Annotated in this window: 16 protein-coding genes; 8 read left to right on the top strand and 8 right to left on the bottom strand. The window is 71.7% G+C overall.

Annotated features, from left to right (window positions below; translation table 11 throughout):
• The first annotated feature begins 12 nt into the window (after positions 1-12).
• A complete protein-coding gene (locus tag ACFY1L_RS20410) occupies positions 13-459 on the top strand; it encodes an Lrp/AsnC family transcriptional regulator (protein ID WP_388825786.1) in 447 nt (148 codons plus the stop codon).
• A gap of 24 nt (positions 460-483) precedes the next feature.
• On the opposite strand, the gene ACFY1L_RS20405 is transcribed toward ACFY1L_RS20410, so the two are convergent.
• The 7 genes from ACFY1L_RS20405 to ACFY1L_RS20375 all read right to left on the bottom strand — a co-directional run bounded on the left by ACFY1L_RS20405 (position 484) and on the right by ACFY1L_RS20375 (position 8477).
• On the bottom strand, positions 484-1215 hold the full coding sequence (locus tag ACFY1L_RS20405) for a phosphotransferase (protein ID WP_388825783.1): 732 nt from the start codon (positions 1213-1215) through the stop codon (positions 484-486).
• 96 nt (positions 1216-1311) lie between these two features.
• A complete protein-coding gene (locus tag ACFY1L_RS20400) occupies positions 1312-4302 on the bottom strand; it encodes an AAA family ATPase (RefSeq protein WP_388825780.1) in 2991 nt (996 codons plus the stop codon).
• On the bottom strand, positions 4299-5462 hold the full coding sequence (locus ACFY1L_RS20395) for an exonuclease SbcCD subunit D (RefSeq protein ID WP_388825777.1): 1164 nt from the start codon (positions 5460-5462) through the stop codon (positions 4299-4301). Before ACFY1L_RS20395 ends, ACFY1L_RS20400 begins: the two co-directional genes overlap by 4 nt.
• Positions 5463-5579: 117 nt before the next feature.
• Entirely contained in the window at positions 5580-6206 is a 627-nt protein-coding gene (locus tag ACFY1L_RS20390) for a YigZ family protein (RefSeq protein ID WP_388825774.1), read from the bottom strand.
• Between the two features lie 25 nt (positions 6207-6231).
• Complete coding sequence (locus tag ACFY1L_RS20385) at positions 6232-6786, bottom strand: SixA phosphatase family protein (RefSeq protein ID WP_388825771.1); 555 nt, start codon at positions 6784-6786, stop codon at positions 6232-6234.
• On the bottom strand, positions 6783-7508 hold the full coding sequence (locus ACFY1L_RS20380) for a hypothetical protein (RefSeq protein WP_388825768.1): 726 nt from the start codon (positions 7506-7508) through the stop codon (positions 6783-6785). The genes ACFY1L_RS20385 and ACFY1L_RS20380 overlap by 4 nt, the downstream gene beginning before the upstream one ends.
• Positions 7509-7664: 156 nt before the next feature.
• Entirely contained in the window at positions 7665-8477 is an 813-nt protein-coding gene (locus ACFY1L_RS20375; protein WP_388825765.1) for a GntR family transcriptional regulator, read from the bottom strand.
• A 295-nt stretch (positions 8478-8772) separates the two neighbouring features.
• Here ACFY1L_RS20375 and ACFY1L_RS20370 point away from each other — a divergent pair, with 295 nt between their 5' ends.
• The 6 genes from ACFY1L_RS20370 to ACFY1L_RS20345 all read left to right on the top strand — a co-directional run bounded on the left by ACFY1L_RS20370 (position 8773) and on the right by ACFY1L_RS20345 (position 15525).
• Positions 8773-10206 carry a cellulose binding domain-containing protein gene (locus ACFY1L_RS20370; RefSeq protein WP_388825763.1) on the top strand — a complete coding sequence of 478 codons (1434 nt, stop codon included), beginning with the start codon at positions 8773-8775 and terminating at the stop codon, positions 10204-10206.
• 147 nt (positions 10207-10353) lie between these two features.
• The gene (locus ACFY1L_RS20365; RefSeq protein ID WP_388825760.1) at positions 10354-10761 is read left to right on the top strand and encodes a CoA-binding protein; all 408 of its coding nucleotides are present in this window, start codon (positions 10354-10356) and stop codon (positions 10759-10761) included.
• Positions 10762-10870: 109 nt separating this feature from the next.
• A complete protein-coding gene (locus ACFY1L_RS20360) occupies positions 10871-11827 on the top strand; it encodes a formylglycine-generating enzyme family protein (RefSeq protein ID WP_388825757.1) in 957 nt (318 codons plus the stop codon).
• Between the two features lie 135 nt (positions 11828-11962).
• Positions 11963-13600: an APC family permease gene (locus ACFY1L_RS20355; RefSeq protein ID WP_388825754.1), complete on the top strand. Its 1638-nt coding sequence runs from the start codon at positions 11963-11965 to the stop codon at positions 13598-13600.
• A gap of 73 nt (positions 13601-13673) precedes the next feature.
• Positions 13674-14897 (top strand): 4-hydroxybenzoate 3-monooxygenase, encoded by a 1224-nt coding sequence (locus tag ACFY1L_RS20350; RefSeq protein WP_388825751.1) that lies wholly within the window; start codon positions 13674-13676, stop codon positions 14895-14897.
• Positions 14898-14973: 76 nt separating this feature from the next.
• On the top strand, positions 14974-15525 hold the full coding sequence (locus ACFY1L_RS20345) for a DUF1353 domain-containing protein (protein ID WP_388825748.1): 552 nt from the start codon (positions 14974-14976) through the stop codon (positions 15523-15525).
• A gap of 10 nt (positions 15526-15535) precedes the next feature.
• Here ACFY1L_RS20345 and ACFY1L_RS20340 read toward each other — a convergent pair whose 3' ends face one another.
• Complete coding sequence (locus tag ACFY1L_RS20340; protein ID WP_388825745.1) at positions 15536-15895, bottom strand: ArsR/SmtB family transcription factor; 360 nt, start codon at positions 15893-15895, stop codon at positions 15536-15538.
• 62 nt (positions 15896-15957) lie between these two features.
• Between ACFY1L_RS20340 and ACFY1L_RS20335 the strand changes: the two genes are divergently transcribed.
• Positions 15958-17031, top strand: coding sequence for a cation diffusion facilitator family transporter (locus ACFY1L_RS20335; RefSeq protein WP_388825742.1), 1074 nt, complete (start codon positions 15958-15960; stop codon positions 17029-17031).
• Positions 17032-17041 lie beyond the last annotated feature (10 nt).

The following is a 17041-nucleotide window of genomic DNA, read 5'->3' as shown; positions in this document are numbered from 1 at the left end:
TATCTCTCGGCCATGACCACGTTTTCCCCGGACGCCACCGACTGGCGCATTCTCGACGTCCTCCAGCGGGAGGGCCGGGCCAGTTTCGCCGAGCTGGCGCGGGCCGTCTCCATGTCGCCGAGCGCGGTGACCGAGCGGGTGCGGCGGCTGGAGGAGGCGGGTGTCATCCAGGGGTACGCCGCCGTCGTGGACCCGGAGCGGCTGGGGCTGCCGATCCTCGCGTTCGTGCGCCTCAGGTATCCGAACGGCAACTACAAACCGTTCCACGACCTGGTCGCCGTGACGCCGGAGATCCTGGAGGCGCATCACGTGACGGGCGACGACTGCTTCATCATCAAGGTCACCGCCCGCTCCATGCGCCATCTGGAAGAGGTGTCGGGCAAGATCGGCGCCCTCGGCTCGGTGACGACGAGCGTCGTCTACTCGTCACCGCTGCCCCGGCGCCCGCTCGGTCACTGAGCCTCCGCCAACTTGAACACGCGCTCACTGCACTGAGCGTTCCAAGGCAGCCCGATGATCGGAAACCCACTGACAGGCCATCTGAACCTGCCTCACCGCCCCAGCGTCACGGAGCCGGGCCATGGCGGGGTCGCCCGCATCGGCCTGGGTCTCGATGCCCCGCCGGCACCGGTCCTGCCACCACAGGATCGTGGACACCAGGCGTTGCCGGTCGGGCAACCCGTAGCTGTCAACGATCAGCCTCATGCGTCGGGCTGCCTTCTCGACGTCGGTGACCGAAGGGCCCAGATCGAGGTACTGCCAGCAGACATGAGCGACGTCGTGGATCCGCGCGCCTGGTGCCGCAAGGTCCCAGTCGATGAATGCCACTGGGCGAAGCCCGCCACCGGACAGCTGATAGACCGTGTTCTTGGGCGACAGGTCGTTGTGGCACACGACCTCTTGGTCTCCGGCGAGCGGCGTGCCGGCCGTCAGGTCATGGAACTCACGCACGAGCCGGGCGACCGTCACCAGACTCTCGTCCGACGACACAGCAGCAGGTTGTCGCGGCTCCCATGCCACGTGGCCATCGAGGTAAGCGAGGACTTCACGGCCCTCGTCGTCCACACCGAGATACCGCGGAGCACCACCCCAGCCACTGGCTTCGAGCAACCTCAGCAGATCACCCACGAACCTCGCCGAGGCTGGACGACGCACCGTGTCCCCGACGCGAACGACCGCATTGACGAAGCCTCCGGGCAAGAACGACTCAGGCATCCATCCACCCTGCCTGATCGCTACCTCTGGCTCTCACAACTTGCCGACAGACGAGCACACCAGCCCTTCGACCTGCGACGTCAAGTTGGCGGAGGCTCACTGACCGCGCTGCCGCACCACCGACCCCGATCTGCCCTTCACGACCTCGAGTTGGGCATGGATGCGCCGTCTCAGGTCGGCCACGTGGCTGACGATGCCGACGCTGCGGTCGCGTTCGCGCAGGGAGTCGAGCACGTCGAGGACCTCGTCGAGGGTCTGGTCGTCGAGGCTGCCGAAGCCCTCGTCGATGAAGAGGGTGTCCAGGCGGCCCCCGCCCGCCTCGTCCGTGACGACGTCCGCGAGGCCGAGGGCGAGCGCGAGGGAGGCGAAGAAGGTCTCGCCGCCCGACAGGGTCGCGGTGTCCCGCTCGCGCCCGGTCCACGCGTCCACGACGTGCAGGCCGAGACCGCTGCGGCCGCGTCCGGCCCGGTCGTCGGAGTGGACGAGGGTGTAGCGGCCGGACGACATGCGCTGCAGCCGTACGGTCGCGGCGGCGGCCACCTGTTCCAGCCGGGCCGCCAGGACGTACGACTCCAGGCGCATCTTGCGCTCGTTCTCCGCGGAGGTGCCCGCGGTGAGGGAGGCCAGGCGGGCCACCCGGTCGTACTCCTCGCGCAGCGGGGCGAGCCGGCGTACGCCCGCCGCCGACCGGGCGGACAGGCGGTCGAGGTCACTGCAGCGCCCGGCGGCCGCGTCGCGCGCGGAGGCGGCATCGCGCAGCCCCCGCGCCGCGACGGCAGCGGCCCGTTCCGCTGCGGCCGGCTCGGCGGCCGGCTGCTGGGCGGCCGCCGCGGTGTCGGCCTCGGCGAGGACGGCGCGCACGGCGGCCTCCTCGGACTGCCGGGCGTCCAGGCGGTGTTGGAGCTCGCGATGGGCGGCGTCGTCCAGGAGTGCGGCGGCCGCGGCCTGTGGGGTGTCGAAGCCGGCGCGGAAGGCCGCGTCGGCGAGCCGGGCGTCGGCGTCCTTGAGCCGCTGGGCGGTGTCCTCGGCGACGCGCGCGGTGTCGGCGGCCTCGGTGAGCAGGGCGACCCGGCGCTCCAGCTGCGCGGCGCGCGCGGCCACACTGTCCGCGGCGCCCCGCGCCTGCGCCAACTCCTCTTCCAGACCCGCCCGTTCGCTGTCGAGCCGCTCCCGGTGGCCCACGCGTGAGGCGGCTCTGACGGCCGCCTCCTGTCGCACGGCGGTCCGCTGCTCGTGCTCGTGCTCCGTCCGCCGCAGCTCCTCACTCGCGGGGTGCAGCTCGGAGGCGGCACCGCGCGCCTGCGTGTACTGCCGCTCCAACTCCTGGACCTCTTCGGCGAGTCGGTCCGTGGGCGTGTCGCCCGCCTCGGCGGTGGCGGCGGCCAGCGCCTCCCGTACGACGCCCAGGCGCCGCTCGTCCTCGGTGCGCTGTTCGTCGGCGCGCTGGTAGGCGGCGAGGGCGCGCTCCTCCGCCTCGCGGTCGACGTGCCCGGCGACCTTGCGCGCGGGGGCGGGGTGCTCGGTGGCTCCGCAGACGGCGCACGGCTCGCCGTCGGTGAGGTTCGCGGCCAGCTCGGCCGCGATGCCGTTCAGGCGCTGTTCCTTGAGGTCGAGCCAGTGGGCGCGGGCCTCGGTGGCACGTTCGCGGGAGGCGAGCACCCGCGCGTGGGCCTTTTCGGTGTCGCGGGCGAACTGGTCGCGCTGGCGCGCGGCACCGAGCCTGCGCTGTGCGGGCTCGCGCTGCACGGCGAACTGCTCGGCCCTGGTCGCGGCCTCCTGCGCGGTTTCGATCCGGGTCTGCAGTGCGCTCCGGGTGGTCACCCAACCCGCAAGCCAGGCCTCGGCCTCCTGCAGGACGTCCTCGTCGGCGCGCTCCCGCCGGTCGAGGTCGGCGCGCTCCGCGACGAGCTCGGCCAGCCGCTGCTCGGCGCGACGGGCCGACTCCAGGCCGCCGAGCTCCTCGGCGGTACGCCGTGCGGCGGCGGCGAGCCCGGCCGCACCGGCGCCGGCGAAGGTCTCGGGCAGCACCGTACGCGCACGTGCCTCGGCGGCGGCCGCCCGCCGGTGCTCGGCGTCGGCGGCCTCCCTCAGCTCCAGCGCGGGTGCCACCGCCTCGGCCTTGCGGGCCCGCTCCATCCGCGCCTGCGCCTCCCGGTATGCGTCGGCGCCCTCCTCCAGCCGGGCGGCGCGCTCCCGGGCCTCCGTGAACCGCCGCTGCAACCGGGCCACTTCGCGTACATCGCCCAGCGCGCGCTCGGCGGCCGCCTGCGCGGACTCCGCTGCCGTGAGTCGGCAGTGGGCGATCGTCAGCTGTTCGCGGGCGGTGCTGCGGGCGACTGCGGCGGCGCTGATGACGGCCTCGGCCAGGCCGGGCTCGCCCGGTGCCAGCTCCGGCAGTTCCATGACACCGCCCGCCGCCTGCTGCATCCGGTGCGCGTCGGCCAGCAGCGCGGCGTCCCCCTCGCGCACCTGGGCCTCAGCGGCGCGGCGGCGCTCGGCGAGGCGCTTTTCGACCTCGGCGAAGCGGTGGGTGTCGAAGAGGCGGCCCAGCAGCTTGCCGCGGGCTTCGGCGTCGGCGCGCAGGAAGCGGGCGAAGTCGCCCTGGGGCAGCAGCACGACCTGGCAGAACTGCTCACGGCTCATGCCGAGCAGCTGCGTGATCTCCTCGCCGATCTCCTGGTGCGAGCGGCTGAGGTCCTTCCAGGCGCCGGCCGCGGTGTCGTACTCGCGCAGCCAGCTCTGGGCCTTGTCGACGGTCGTGCCTTTGCCGCGCAGCTTCGGGCGCTCCCAGGGTGGCTGCCGGGTGACCTCCAACCGGCGCCCCGCGACGGTGAGTTCAAGGGTGACCTCGGTGCGGGTCGTCGCCGAGGCGTGGTCGCTGCGCAGGTTCATGCCCTGGCCGCTCTGCCGGGCGCCGGGCACGGCGCCGTACAGCGCGTAGCACACGGAGTCCAGGACGGAGGTCTTGCCGGCTCCCGTCGGCCCGTGCAGCAGGAACAGCCCTGCGGCCGACAGTTCGTCGAAGTCGACGGACTGGGAGCCGCCGAAGGGTCCGAACGCCGTGATGTCCAGCCGGTGCAGCCTCATCGCGCCACCTCCCGCACGGCCTCGTCGGCGCGCACCGCGTCGAACGCGTCCCGCAGCACGGCCTGTTCGCGCTCGTCGGGTCCGGCGCCGCGCACATGGCCGACGAAGTCCTCCGCGATCTGCTGGTCGCTGCGGCCCGCGAGCCGCCTGGCGTACGACACGTCGGGGTCGTCCGGCGCCCGCTCCGGGTCGAAGACCAGGCTGAGCGTGTGCGGGAAACGTTCGGTGAGCCGGGCCATGGGATCGGCCGGGCGGACCGGGTCGGTCAGGGTGGCCTCGACCCACGCCTCCTCGTGCCGCGCGAGCCCGGGGTCGGCGAGCAGGTCCTCCAGGGTGCCGCGGATGCGGGCCAGCGCGCGGGGCACCGGGCAGTCGATCCGCTCGGCTCCGGCGAAGCCGTCGGCGTCGAGGTCGACGAGCCACATGGTCTTGCGGTGGTCGGTCTCCGAGAACGAATACGGCAGCGGGGAGCCGGAGTAGCGGACCCGCTCGGTGATGGTCTGACAGCCGTGCAGATGGCCGAGTGCCGCGTAGTCCACGCCGTCGAAGACCCCGGCGGGCACGGAGGCGACCCCGCCCACGGTGATGTCCCGCTCGCTGTCACTGGCCTCGCCGCCCGTGACGAAGGCGTGCGCGAGGACGACCGACCGAGTTGCACGCGCGCGTGTGGCGAGGTCAGCGCGGACGCGGTCCATGGCGGCGGCGAGCACGGCCTCGTGGCCCGCCTTTTCCACCCCGAACTCGTCCTTCACCAGCGCCGGTTCGAGATACGGCAGCCCGTAGAACGCCACGTCCCCGTGCGCGTCGGAGAGCACCACCGGCGTCCCGCACGCCGACGGCTCGGTCCGCAGATGGATGCCCGCGCGCCCGATGAGCCCGGCGCCGACGCCCAGTCGGCGGGCCGAGTCGTGGTTCCCGGAGATCATCACCGTCGGCACGCCCAGGTCGGCGAGCCGGTGCAGGGCGTCGTCGTACAGCTCGACCGCGGCGAGCGGCGGCACCGCCCGGTCGTACACGTCCCCCGACACGACCACCGCGTCGACGCCGCGCTCACGCACGGTCGTGACGAGGTGGCCGATGAACTCGGCCTGGGCACCGAGCATGCTCACTCGGTGGAACGCCCGGCCGAGATGCCAGTCGGAAGTGTGCAACAGCCTCATGATCCCCGACCCTAACGGCCGGGTCTGACATCACGGGCGGTTACTCCCGTATCGGCCCGTCATGGGCCGTCATGAGCCTTGCCAGGACAGTCCGTTACGTCCGTTTCGCTCCGAACGTCAGGCGTCTCCGTAGGCCTCCCCGCCCAGTTCGAAGCCGGCCGTTCCGGCGGTCGCGTCGGCGAGCCAGGCGCGGAAGGCGTCGACGTCGGCGTCCGGCAGTGCGATCTCGATCGTGACGGCCTCTGCGTAACGGACGTCGCGCACCTCGCGCCCCGTCGAGCGCAGGTCGTTCTGAACCTTTCCGGCGCGCTGGTGGTCGACCGTCACCGTTGCCAGCCGGAACCGGCGGCGGGTGAGGGTGCCGAGGGTGTCCAGGGCCTCGCCGACCGCGCCGCCGTAGGCCCTGATGAGTCCGCCCGCGCCGAGCTTGACCCCGCCGTAGTAGCGGGTGACGACGGCGACGACGTACCGCATCTCGCGGCGCAGCAGCATCTGCAGCATGGGGACGCCCGCGGTGCCGCCCGGTTCGCCGTCGTCGCTCGCCTTCTGGACGGCGGCGTCGGCGCCGATGACGTAGGCCCAGCAGTTGTGGGTGGCGTCCGCGTGCTCCTTGCGCACGGCGGCGATGAAGGCCTGGGCCTCCTGCTCGGTGGCCGCCGGTGCGAGGGTGCACAGGAAGCGGGAGCGGTTGACCTCGGTCTCGTGCACGCCCGCGTGGGCGACCGTGCGGTACTCGTCCTGCATCGGGCCAGCCTATGCGGCGCGCGGGCTACTTCTTCCCGCCGCCCTTCCTGCCCCTCGGCACGATCATGCTCGTCAGCAGCGCGGTACCCGGGCCGAGCGCCTGCCAGGTGGTGCCGTGCCAGGCCAGCACCGCGATCGCCGAGGTCGGGAACTTCACCTTCACCTCGTCCAGCGCGTCGTCGAGGCTGTCCTCGGCCAGTTCGAGGACGAGTTCCTCGAGACCGGGGTTGTGCCCGACCAGGAGCAGCGTCTCGACCTCGGCGGACACCTCGTGCACGACGGCCAGCAGGTCGGACACCTCGGCGGCGTAGAGCCGCGGATCGTGCCGTACGGGCGGTGGGGTGCCCCACTGGGCGGAGGCGAGGTCCCAGGTCTGGCGGGCGCGTACGGCGGTGGAGCACAGGGCGAGGTCCGGAAGGCAGTCGATCTCGGCGAGCGCGCGACCCGCGGCCGGGGCGTCCCGGCGACCGCGGGCCGCGAGCGGGCGCTTGTGGTCGTGGACGCCCGCCGGCCAGTCCGACTTGGCGTGCCGCAGGACGACCAAGCGACGCAGCGGGCCGGCTCCCGCGCGCGCGATCATGCCGGGGTTCCGAGGTCGCGGGTGAGGTCGAGGCCGAGCAGCCGGTCGGCGTAGGCGTACGTCTCGAAGCGGGCGCCGTCCGGCAGGCCGGGTGCGGACTCCACCCAGGTCAGCACGTCGAGCACGGCGGGCACGTCCAAGTCGTCCTCCCAGGCGGTGCGCAGGCGTGTGCGCGCCTCGTCGGGGATGGGCCGAGACGGCTGCCGCGCCCAGGCGGCGACCGCACGGCGTCGGCGTACGAGGGTGTCATGGGCCTCGCTCAGGACGGCCGCGTCGAGCCGCATGGGCGTGCTCCGGTGCGGGGAAAGCAGCGCCAGGCGCAGCGCGGTCGGGTCCGCGACCTGCGCCGCGTCCGGCACGTCCGAGTGCACAGGAGCGACGGCGACCCGCACCCCGTCGGGGGTCGAGCCGCCCTCCTGCACCACATGGATGACCTGTGCCTCGCCCAGGCCGGGGCCGATGTCCCTCCTGTCCTCGAGGGGCCGGATGCCGAGCGCCGCGACCGCGACCCGCAGTTCCGCGTGCTGCCGCTCGCCGGTCAGCACTCCCCACACCGGGGTGCCGCCGAGTTCCAGGGCGCGTACGAGAAGGTCGGCGACGAGCAGCACACGCAGGGCGCCGGTGTCATAGCCGGGCACATGGGCCTCGACGCGGGTCAGCCCCCGGCGGACCGGGGCGGGGTCGACGGACTCGCCGGTTCGGGCGTCGGTGATGCGCAGCACCCGCCGAGCGTAGGCGGGTGGACGCCCTCGCGCAGGTATCCGGCACGAATTCCGGACAAGATGGCGGGATTCAACGAGCTGCGCGGACGCATACGCGCGCGTGCCGCGAGGGCAGCGAACGTACGGGGCCGCCGGCCGCCACGAAACTCGCCTGAATCACCGGGCCGTGTGGACGTCGCCCTGGGCCGTGAGGACGACGGGTTCCCGTTGGGCGAAGGCCCCCGCCTGGTCATGACCGGTCGACGGGCCCAGGGCCAGGCGGGTGACGATGCGGTAGCGGTCGCCCCGGTAGAGGGAGTGGACGTATTCGACGGCCCGGCCGTCGGTGTCGCTGGTGAGGCGCTCGAAGAGGAGCGCGGGAGACAGGTGGGGCACGCCGAGGATCTTGGCCTCGGCCTGGCTGACGACGGTTGGCTCGACGGTCTGCACGGCCTCGCTCACCTGGACCCCGTGCCGGTCGCGGAGGTGCTCGTACAGGTCGCCCGCCTCCAGTTCCTGTGCGGTGAGCGCGGGCACCAGGCTTGCGGGGATGTGCAGGTGCTCGATGGCCATGGGGGCACCGTCGACGAGCCGCAGGCGCGCCACGTAGACGATCTCGGCGGCGGGTGACAGGCAGAGTTTCCGGCCGACCCTGGCGCCGGCCGCGATCGTGGTGAATTCCAGCAGCCGGCTCGTCCAGACGCCGGAGGCCTGCGGAAGGGCCATGGCCTGTTGGTCAGGGACGAGTTCCTGGGTGATCTTCTCGGGTGCCACGAACATGCCACGGCCGTGTTCGCGCACGAGGAGCCCCGCCGCGACGAGTTCGTCGACGGCCGCCCGCAGGGTCGGCCTGGAGACGTGCAGGGCGGAGCACAGGGACCGTTCGGAAGGGATGGCGTCGCCGGGGCTGAGCGTCTCGATGAGCTCGAGGATGTGGTCCCGGACGCGTTCCCGCTTGAGAACGACCCCCGATTCGCCGCCACCGTTCATGTTGCCGCTCCTGCCCCCACCGTCCGCGAAATCACCTGACCAGTCCCCTCACTGCTTACCACTGGCCGGGAACTGGTCAGGCGCAGTGTAGCCACCTTTCGCCCCCTACTGCACGAGCCTACGACGGCCGCGCGGTCAACAACCAAGCAAGCGCGGAGGGTTGACGCCCACATTGGTCTATGCCACCTTCATCGACCAGAAAGAGGTCACCTGACCAGTTGCCGAACTGGTCAGATTCCATGCCCCCGCGCCGGCCGTGCTCGTACGCCAGACCCCCATCGCGGAAGGAACCTCCATGAAGCCCCGACCCGTTCCCAGCAGAATGCGCATCGCCGCAGCCGCCGCCGTTGCCATGGCCATGGGCACCGCCGGTCTCGCCGCCATGACCGGCACCGCGAGCGCCGCCGGCGACTCCGTGACGGTCCAGTACCGGACCAGTGCCACGGGCGCCACGGCGGACCAGGCCGAGCCCTGGCTCAAGGTCAGGAACACCGGCGACGGCTCCGTCCAGCTCAGCAGTGTCAAAGTGCGCTACTACTTCAAGGCCGACTCGGCCGCGGCCACCTACCGCTTCGCCTGCTCCTGGGCGGTCAGGGGCTGCGCCAACATCACCGGCACCTTCGGCACCCTGGCCAACCCCACGGCCACCGCGGACCGCTACCTGGACATCCAGTTCACCCCGGGTGCGGGCACGCTCTCCCCCGGCGCCGACACCGGGGACATGCAGTTGCGCTTCTACCGCTCGGACTGGCAGCCGCTCGTCCAGAGCGACGACTACTCCTTCAACGCCGCGCAGACGTCGTACGCGGACTGGCCGAAGGTCACCGCCCAGCTGTCCGGCAGCACCGTGTGGGGCACGGCCCCCGAGGGCAACGACCCGACGGATCCGCCGACCGACCCGCCCACCGATCCTCCGGCCGGTGGGCAGAGTCTGTTCGACGACTTCAACTACACCGGCTCCGGCGACCCGAAGATCTCGGCGAACGGCTGGAGCGTGCGCTCCAACTCCGGTGGACCCGGGGTGCCCGGCGCCACCTGGTCCCCGGAGAACGTCACCTTCTCGAGCTCCGGCGGCAACTCTGTCATGAACCTTCGGACCTCGACCGCGGGAACGGCCGAGAGCACCAAGCAGACCGAAGTCCTCACCAAGTCCGTGAAGTTCAAGAACGGCACCTACGCCGCCCGGGTCAAGTTCTCCGACGCACCGGTGTCCGGACCCGACGGCGACCACCTCGTCCAGACGTTCTTCACCATCAACGACCTCAAGGCGCCCATGGCCGACGACTACTCGGAGTACGACTTCGAGTACCTGCCCAACGGCGGCTGGGGCGAGCCCTCGAACATCCTGTACACGACGTCCTGGGAGACCTACAACCCCGACCCGTGGCAGGCCGTCAACCAGCACACGGAGTCCCGGCAGAGCTACGCCGGGTGGCACGATCTGGTGCTCACCATCGACAACAGCAGCATCAAGTACTACATCGACGGACTGCTCTTCGGCACACACGACGCCGCCTACCTGCCCGAGCGTCCCATGTCGATCAACTTCAACCAGTGGCTGATCGACCTCGCGGGCCAGACCGGTACGACTCCCCGCGCCTACGACGAGCAGGTCGACTACGTCCTGCACGTCAAGGACCGGGTTCTGACTCCGGCCCAGGTCACCGCCAAGGTCGGCGCCTATCGCACCGCAGGCACCACCTTCGAGGACACCGTCCCCGGCACCTAGCCGGTCGCAACAGGCAGCAGGGCGCGGCCGGTTGGTGCCGGGGCCCTGCTGCCTGCCGCCGAGCACCCGCAGTCATGAGGAATCACCGCGCTCCGCCCACTGTTGTCGGGCACAGCAGCTCTTGCACGCATCCCAGGGAGGGCGAACGTGTACGGCGACCCAGCAACGATCCGCAAGATCCTCACCGAGTCCGGCGACACCTGGGCGGTGGTGGGCCTGTCGTCGAACCGGGCGCGTGCCGCCTACGGCGTCGCCGAGGTCCTGCAGCGCTTCGGCAAGCGCGTCGTGCCCGTCCACCCCAAGGCGGAGACCGTGCACGGCGAGCAGGGGTACGCCTCCCTCGCCGACATCCCCTTCGACGTGGACGTCGTCGACGTGTTCGTCAACAGCGACCTCGCCGGACCGATCGCCGACGAGGCGGTGGCGAAGGGCGCCAAGGCCGTCTGGTACCAGCTCGGCGTGATCGACGAGGCCGCGTACGACCGCACCCGCGAGGCGGGCCTCGACATGGTGATGGACCGCTGCCCCGCCATCGAGATACCGAGGCTGCGCTAGCGGCAAGGGCGCGGGAGTCGGCCGGTCGCACAGGAACTTCCCGTACACATGGGATCGCCCCCGCACGGGGCCGCCCCACAAGTCGCCTGCGCACAAGGAACTCCAGCGGATGCACGAGCCCGGTTCGCCCGCCCCCTGCTGCATGCCGCCTGGCGGCGGCGGTGCCGAACCCGCGCGGATCTCACCGCCCGCGGCCCGGAGCGGCTCTGCCGATCCTGAGGGGACGGTCCTGCTGCCCGGCGGCGAATTCCTGATGGGCGCGGAGGACTCCGAGGGGTTTCCGGCCGACGGCGAGGGACCGGTGCGGGCCGTACGGCTCGACCCCTTCCGTATCGACGCCTGCGCGGTGACCAACGCGCAGTTCGCCGCCTTCGTGGCCGACACCGGTCACGTCACCGACGCCGAGCGCTTCGGGTGGTCGTACGTCTTCGCCGGATTCCTGCCCGGCACTCTGCGGCGCGGCGCACCGCGGCCCGAGGCCACGCCCTGGTGGTGCGGTGTCGAGGGTGCCGTATGGAACCGTCCTGAGGGTCCCGGCAGCACGGTCGACGACCGGGGTGACCACCCGGTGGTGCATGTGTCCTGGAACGACGCGGCGGCCTACGCCACCTGGGCCGGAAAGCGGCTGCCCACCGAAGCGGAGTGGGAGCACGCTGCGCGCGGCGGCCTGGAGCAGAAGCGCTATCCGTGGGGCGACGAGCTCGACCCGGGCGGCGAGTACCGCTGCAACATCTGGCGGGGCACCTTCCCCACCAAGAACACCGCCGCCGACGGCTACCGCGGCACGGCCCCGGTCGGCGCCTTCGAGCCCAACGGCTTCGGGCTGTACAACACCTCGGGCAACGTGTGGGAGTGGTGTGCCGACTGGTGGACCACCGACCACGGCACCGCGCACCCGGTCCACAACCCCACGGGTCCGGCCACCGGCACCGCGAAGGTCATCCGCGGCGGCTCCCACATGTGCCACCGCTCTTACTGCAATCGCTACCGGGTGGCCGCGCGCAGCGCGAACTCTGTGGACAGTTCCAGTGGTCACACAGGTTTCCGCTGCGTACAGAGCCTCTGAAGGGCTGTTCAGGAACCCCCCGGGCATTGGTCAAAACTTCACCATCTGTCTTCTGCTCGACCGCCACTGTTTCCTAATCTGCGACGTCGCACGCACTGAAAACATGTATTCATCTGGTGAGAGGTCGCTGAAAAAATGGTGAGCGTGGAGCAGACCTCCGTGGAGGAGGCCAGGGGTCCCGGCGGCCTCAGGCGTGACGTCGGACTGATCGGTCTGATGTGGGCCTCCGTGGGTTCCATCATCGGCTCCGGGTGGTTGTACGGCGCCGAGAAGGCGGTCGTGGCCGCCGGTCCCGCGGCGATCATCTCGTGGGTGATCGGCGCGGTCGCGATCGTCCTGCTGGCCCTCGTGCACGCCGAACTCGGCGGCATGTTCCCGGTGGCCGGTGGCACGGCGCGCTATCCGCACTACGCCTTCGGCGGCCTGGCCGGCCTGTCCTTCGGCTGGTTCTCCTGGCTGCAGGCGGCCACCGTGGCGCCGATCGAGGTCGAGGCGATGATCGGCTACGCCGGTCACTGGAGCTGGGCGCAGGGTCTGGAGCACAAGGACCAGACGCTGACGGCCTCCGGGATCGTCGTCGCCATCCTCCTGATGGCTCTCTTCGTCGCGGTCAACTTCTTCGGCGTACGGGCCCTGGCGCACACCAACAGCGCCGCCACCTGGTGGAAGATCGCCGTCCCGCTGGGCGCGATCTTCGTCATCGCCGCGGGCAACTTCCACCCCGCCAACTTCCACTCGGAGGGCTTCGCCCCGTTCGGCGCCAAGGGCGTGCTCAGCGCCATCAGCGAGAGCGGCATCATCTTCGCGCTGCTGGGCTTCGAGCAGGCGATCCAGCTCGCCGGAGAGAGCCGCAACCCCAAGCGGGACCTGCCCCGGGCGACCCTCGGCTCGGTCGCCATCGGCGCGGTCATCTACGTCGCCCTGCAGATCGTGTTCATCGCCGCGCTGCCGCACAGCACCTTCGCGAAGGGCTGGGCCCACCTCGACTACGTGGGCATCAGCGGTCCCTGGGCGGGCCTCGCAACCCTGGTGGGCCTGGGCTGGCTGGCCTTCGTCCTCTACGCGGACGCCATCATCTCCCCCGGCGGCACCGGCCTGATCTACACCACCGCCACCTCCCGCGTCTCCTACGGTCTGGCCAAGAACGGCTACGCGCCGAAGATCTTCGCCGCGACCGACAAGCGCGGTGTGCCGTGGTTCGGCCTGATCATCTCCTTCGTGACCGGCGTGGTCTGCTTCCTGCCCTTCCCGAGCTGGCAGCAGCTGGTCGGCTTCATCACCTCCGCGAGCGTCCTGATGTACGCGGGCGCGCCGCTGGCGTACGGCGTCTTCGCGGACAAGCTGCCGAACCACGAGCGCCCGTACCGGCTGCCCGCCGGCAAGGTGCTCTCGCCGCTGTCGTTCATCGTCGCCAACCTGATCATCTACTGGGCCGGTTGGGACATCCTGTGGCGCCTCGGCATCGCGGTCGTCCTCGGCTATCTGCTCCTCGGCGGCTACGCCTGGTGGGCCAACGCCACGGGCCAGCCCGACGCGCCCCGGATGGACTTCAAGGCCGCCCAGTGGCTGCCGGTCTACCTGCTGGGCATGGGCGTGATCTCCGCGCAGGGCGGCTTCGGCGGCACGGGCAACATCGGCCTGTGGTGGGACATCCTGGTCATCGCCGTCTTCTCCCTGGTCATCTACTACTGGGCCCGGGCCACCGCCTCCCAGTCCGAGGAGATCGAGCGGAGCATCGACGAGGTCGTGGTCACCGACGCGCCCGCGCACTGACCCGTCATCCCGTCCTGGCCCGTCGGCCGCGGCTCCCCTGCCGTGGCTGACGGGCCACCGTCATAATGCTCGCGTGACTTCCACGACCCCCCACCCCAACTCCCCTTCCCCGCAGCACTTTCCGGTCGTGATCGTGGGCGCCGGGCCCGCCGGTCTCACCGTCGGGAACATCCTGCGGGCCGCGTCCATCGACTGCCTGGTGCTGGAGGTGGAGACGCGCGAGTTCATCGAGCATCGGCCCCGGGCCGGCGTCATCGAGGAGTGGGCCGTCCGCGGGCTCGAACAGCGGGGCCTGGCGGCCAACCTGCTGGAGCGGGCCCAGTTGCACACCCAGTGCGAGTTCCGCGTCGGCGGGCAGCGGCACCGGTTCTCCTACACCGAGCTGACGGGGCATCACCACTTCGTCTATCCGCAGCCGTTGCTCGTCACGGATCTCGTACGGGAGTACGCGGACGTGCGCGGTGGTGAGATCAGGTTCGGCGTGCGGGACGTCCAGCTGCACGACCTGGACACGGAGCGGCCGTCGGTGTCGTACACCGATCCGGAGACCGGTCAACACCAGTTGGTGCACTGCGAGTTCGTCGCGGGATGCGACGGGGCGCGCGGGGTGACGCGGAGCGCGCTGCCGCCCGAGCGGGCCCGACTCGCCCGGCACGACTACGGCATCGGCTGGCTGGCGCTGCTCGCTCAGGCGCCGCCGTCCAGCGACTGCGTCGTCTTCGGCATCCATCCGCGCGGCTTCGCCGGACACATGGCCCGCAGCCCCGAGGTCACCCGCTACTACCTGGAGTGCCCGCCCGGCGACGACCCGGAGAACTGGTCGCACGAACGCGTCTGGGCCGAACTGCAGGAGCGGCTCGGCGCGGCCGACCGGCCGCCGCTCACGGAGGGGCGGCTGATCGAGAAGCGCGTCCTCGACATGCACAACTACGTCGTCGAACCCATGGTGTTCGGCCGGCTGTTCCTGGCCGGGGACGCCGCCCACCTCACCGCGCCCATCGCGGCGAAGGGCATGAACCTCGCCCTGCACGACGCGTTCCTGCTCGGCGACGGGCTCGTCGCGTACCTCACCAAGGGCGACGCCGGCACCCTCGACGGCTACTCGGCGGCGTGTCTCGGGCGCGTATGGGACTACCAGGAGTTCTCGCAGTGGCTGTCGGAGGTGTACCACGGCACCTCGTCGGGCGACGCCTACCGCGCGGGCACCACGCTCGCCCGGCTGCGCCGCCTCTTCGAATCCCCCACCGCGGCGGCCGCGTTCGCGGAGCAGTACCTCGGCAAGGATTCCGGTTCCTGACAGGGCGACAGAACGCACAAACCGCGCTACACCGTCCATAGGGCATCCAACGGGGGACGCCCGCGGTCAGGGCGAGGTGGTCCGGATACCTTTCACCGAGGGCGAGTTGGCCGTCAAACAGATCGACGCCAAGACCTGGGAGCTACTGGAACCGCTGGAGTACCGGGGCCGGAAGGACCCGTTCACCGTCCCCGCCGGGTTCCGGACCGACTTCGCCTCGGTCCCGGATGTCTTCGTCTGGCTGATTCCGCGGTACGGGGCCTACACCAAGGCCGCGATACTGCACGACCACCTGTGCCGGACGGCATCGGTGAACCGCAGTGACGCGGACGGCCTCTTCCGGCGCGCGCTGCGCCAGCTGGGCGTCTCGGTCCTGCGCCGGTGGATCATGTGGGCGGGCGTGCGGGCCGCAAGCCACGTGTCCGACGCCGGGTGGGGGCAGCGGGCCCTGTGGCTGCTGGTGACGCTGCCCGCCGGGGCGTTCCTGCTCGTGCCCGCAGTGGTCCTGACGGTCTGGTTGGCCCTCTTCTGGGTCCTCGAATGGATTGCGTTCGCCGCCACCCGGCAGTCCGCCCCCACGGCAGCCAACCCGCCGCGCTTCACTGGCGCTCCGAGCCCGGAGTCCTGAGACAGGGCCCTCAGTCGTGCAGCGGCCGGTCGCTGAGCCGGTGGTCCGCCACCTTCAGCGCCTCGTCCACCAGCCGCCGCAGATGGCCGTCGCGCAGTGAGTAGACCACCCGCCGGCCCTCCTTGCGCGTGTTCACGAGCCCGGCGAGCCGCAGCCGAGCCAGGTGCTGGCTGACCGCGGGCCGGGCCGCCCCGCACGCCTCCGTGAGGGTCGTGACATCGGCCTCGCCGCCGGTCAGGGCGTGCAGCAGGGCGAGGCGGGTGCGGTCGCCGAGAAGGGCGAGGAGTTCGGCGGCGAGGGCAAACTGTTCCTCGCCCGGGGTGCGCGGATGCGCATCGTGCGCAGTTGATAGGTGCATGCGTGCGCTCATACGCACATAATGGCCTCGTGGGCGTCCCGCGTCCACACCCGCGCGCACCGGAAGGGGCCATCGTGAGCGACCGGCACCACCATCACGACCACGATCACGACCACGGCGAGCATCAGCACACGCACTCCCACCCGCACCCCCACGCCCACACCCGTCCCCGCTCCAGGCTGCGCCACCTCCTCGCCCCCCACTCCCACGAGAGCGCCGACAAGCTCGACTCCGCACTGGAGTCCTCGGCCCGCGGCATGCGGGCGCTCTGGGTCTCGCTCGCCGTCCTCGGCGCAACGGCCCTGGCGCAGGCGGTGGTTGTGGTGGTGTCCGGGTCGGTGGCACTGCTCGGCGACACGGTGCACAACGCCGCGGACGCACTGACCGCCGTACCGCTGGGCATCGCCTTCGTGCTGGGGCGGCGGGCCGCCACGCGGCGCTTCACCTACGGCTACGGGCGGGCCGAGGACCTCGCGGGGATCGCGATCGTGCTGACGATCGCCGCGTCGGCGGCGTTCGCGGCCTGGGTGGCGGTGGAGCGGCTGCTCGATCCGCGTCCCGTCGCGCACGTACCGGCCGTGGCGGTGGCCGCACTGGTCGGGTTCGCCGGGAACGAGTGGGTGGCGCGCTACCGGATCCGGGTGGGCCGGGAGATCGGCTCCGCCGCGCTGGTCGCCGACGGGCTGCATGCCCGTACGGACGGATTCACGTCACTGGCCGTGCTGTTGGGCGCGGGCGGCTCGGCGCTGGGGTGGCAACTCGCCGACCCGCTCGTGGGGTTGGCGATCACCGCGGCGATCGCGCTGGTGCTGCGGGACGCGGCACGCGAGGTGTTCCGGCGGGTGATGGACGCCGTGGACCCGGAGTTGGTGGACCGGGCGGAGCGGGCGCTGCGCGAGGTGCCCGGTGTGCGGGAGGTCGGTGAGCTGCGGCTGCGCTGGATCGGGCACCGGCTGCGGGCCGAGGTCGCGGTGGTGGTCGACGGCGAGGTGACGGTGCGGGCGGCGCACGGGACAGCCGTCGAGGCCGAACATGCGCTGCTGCACGCCGTACCGCGCCTCACCGCCGCGTTGGTCCATGCGGATCCCGCGCCGGTGCCGGGCGAGGCGGACCCGCACATGGCCCTCGCCCACCACACGACGGCGTGAGACACCGGCG

The sequence above is a fragment of the Streptomyces sp. NPDC001663 genome, assembly GCF_042893105.1.
GTDB lineage: Bacteria > Actinomycetota > Actinomycetes > Streptomycetales > Streptomycetaceae > Streptomyces.
This window is presented reverse-complemented; position numbering and strand designations above follow the sequence as displayed.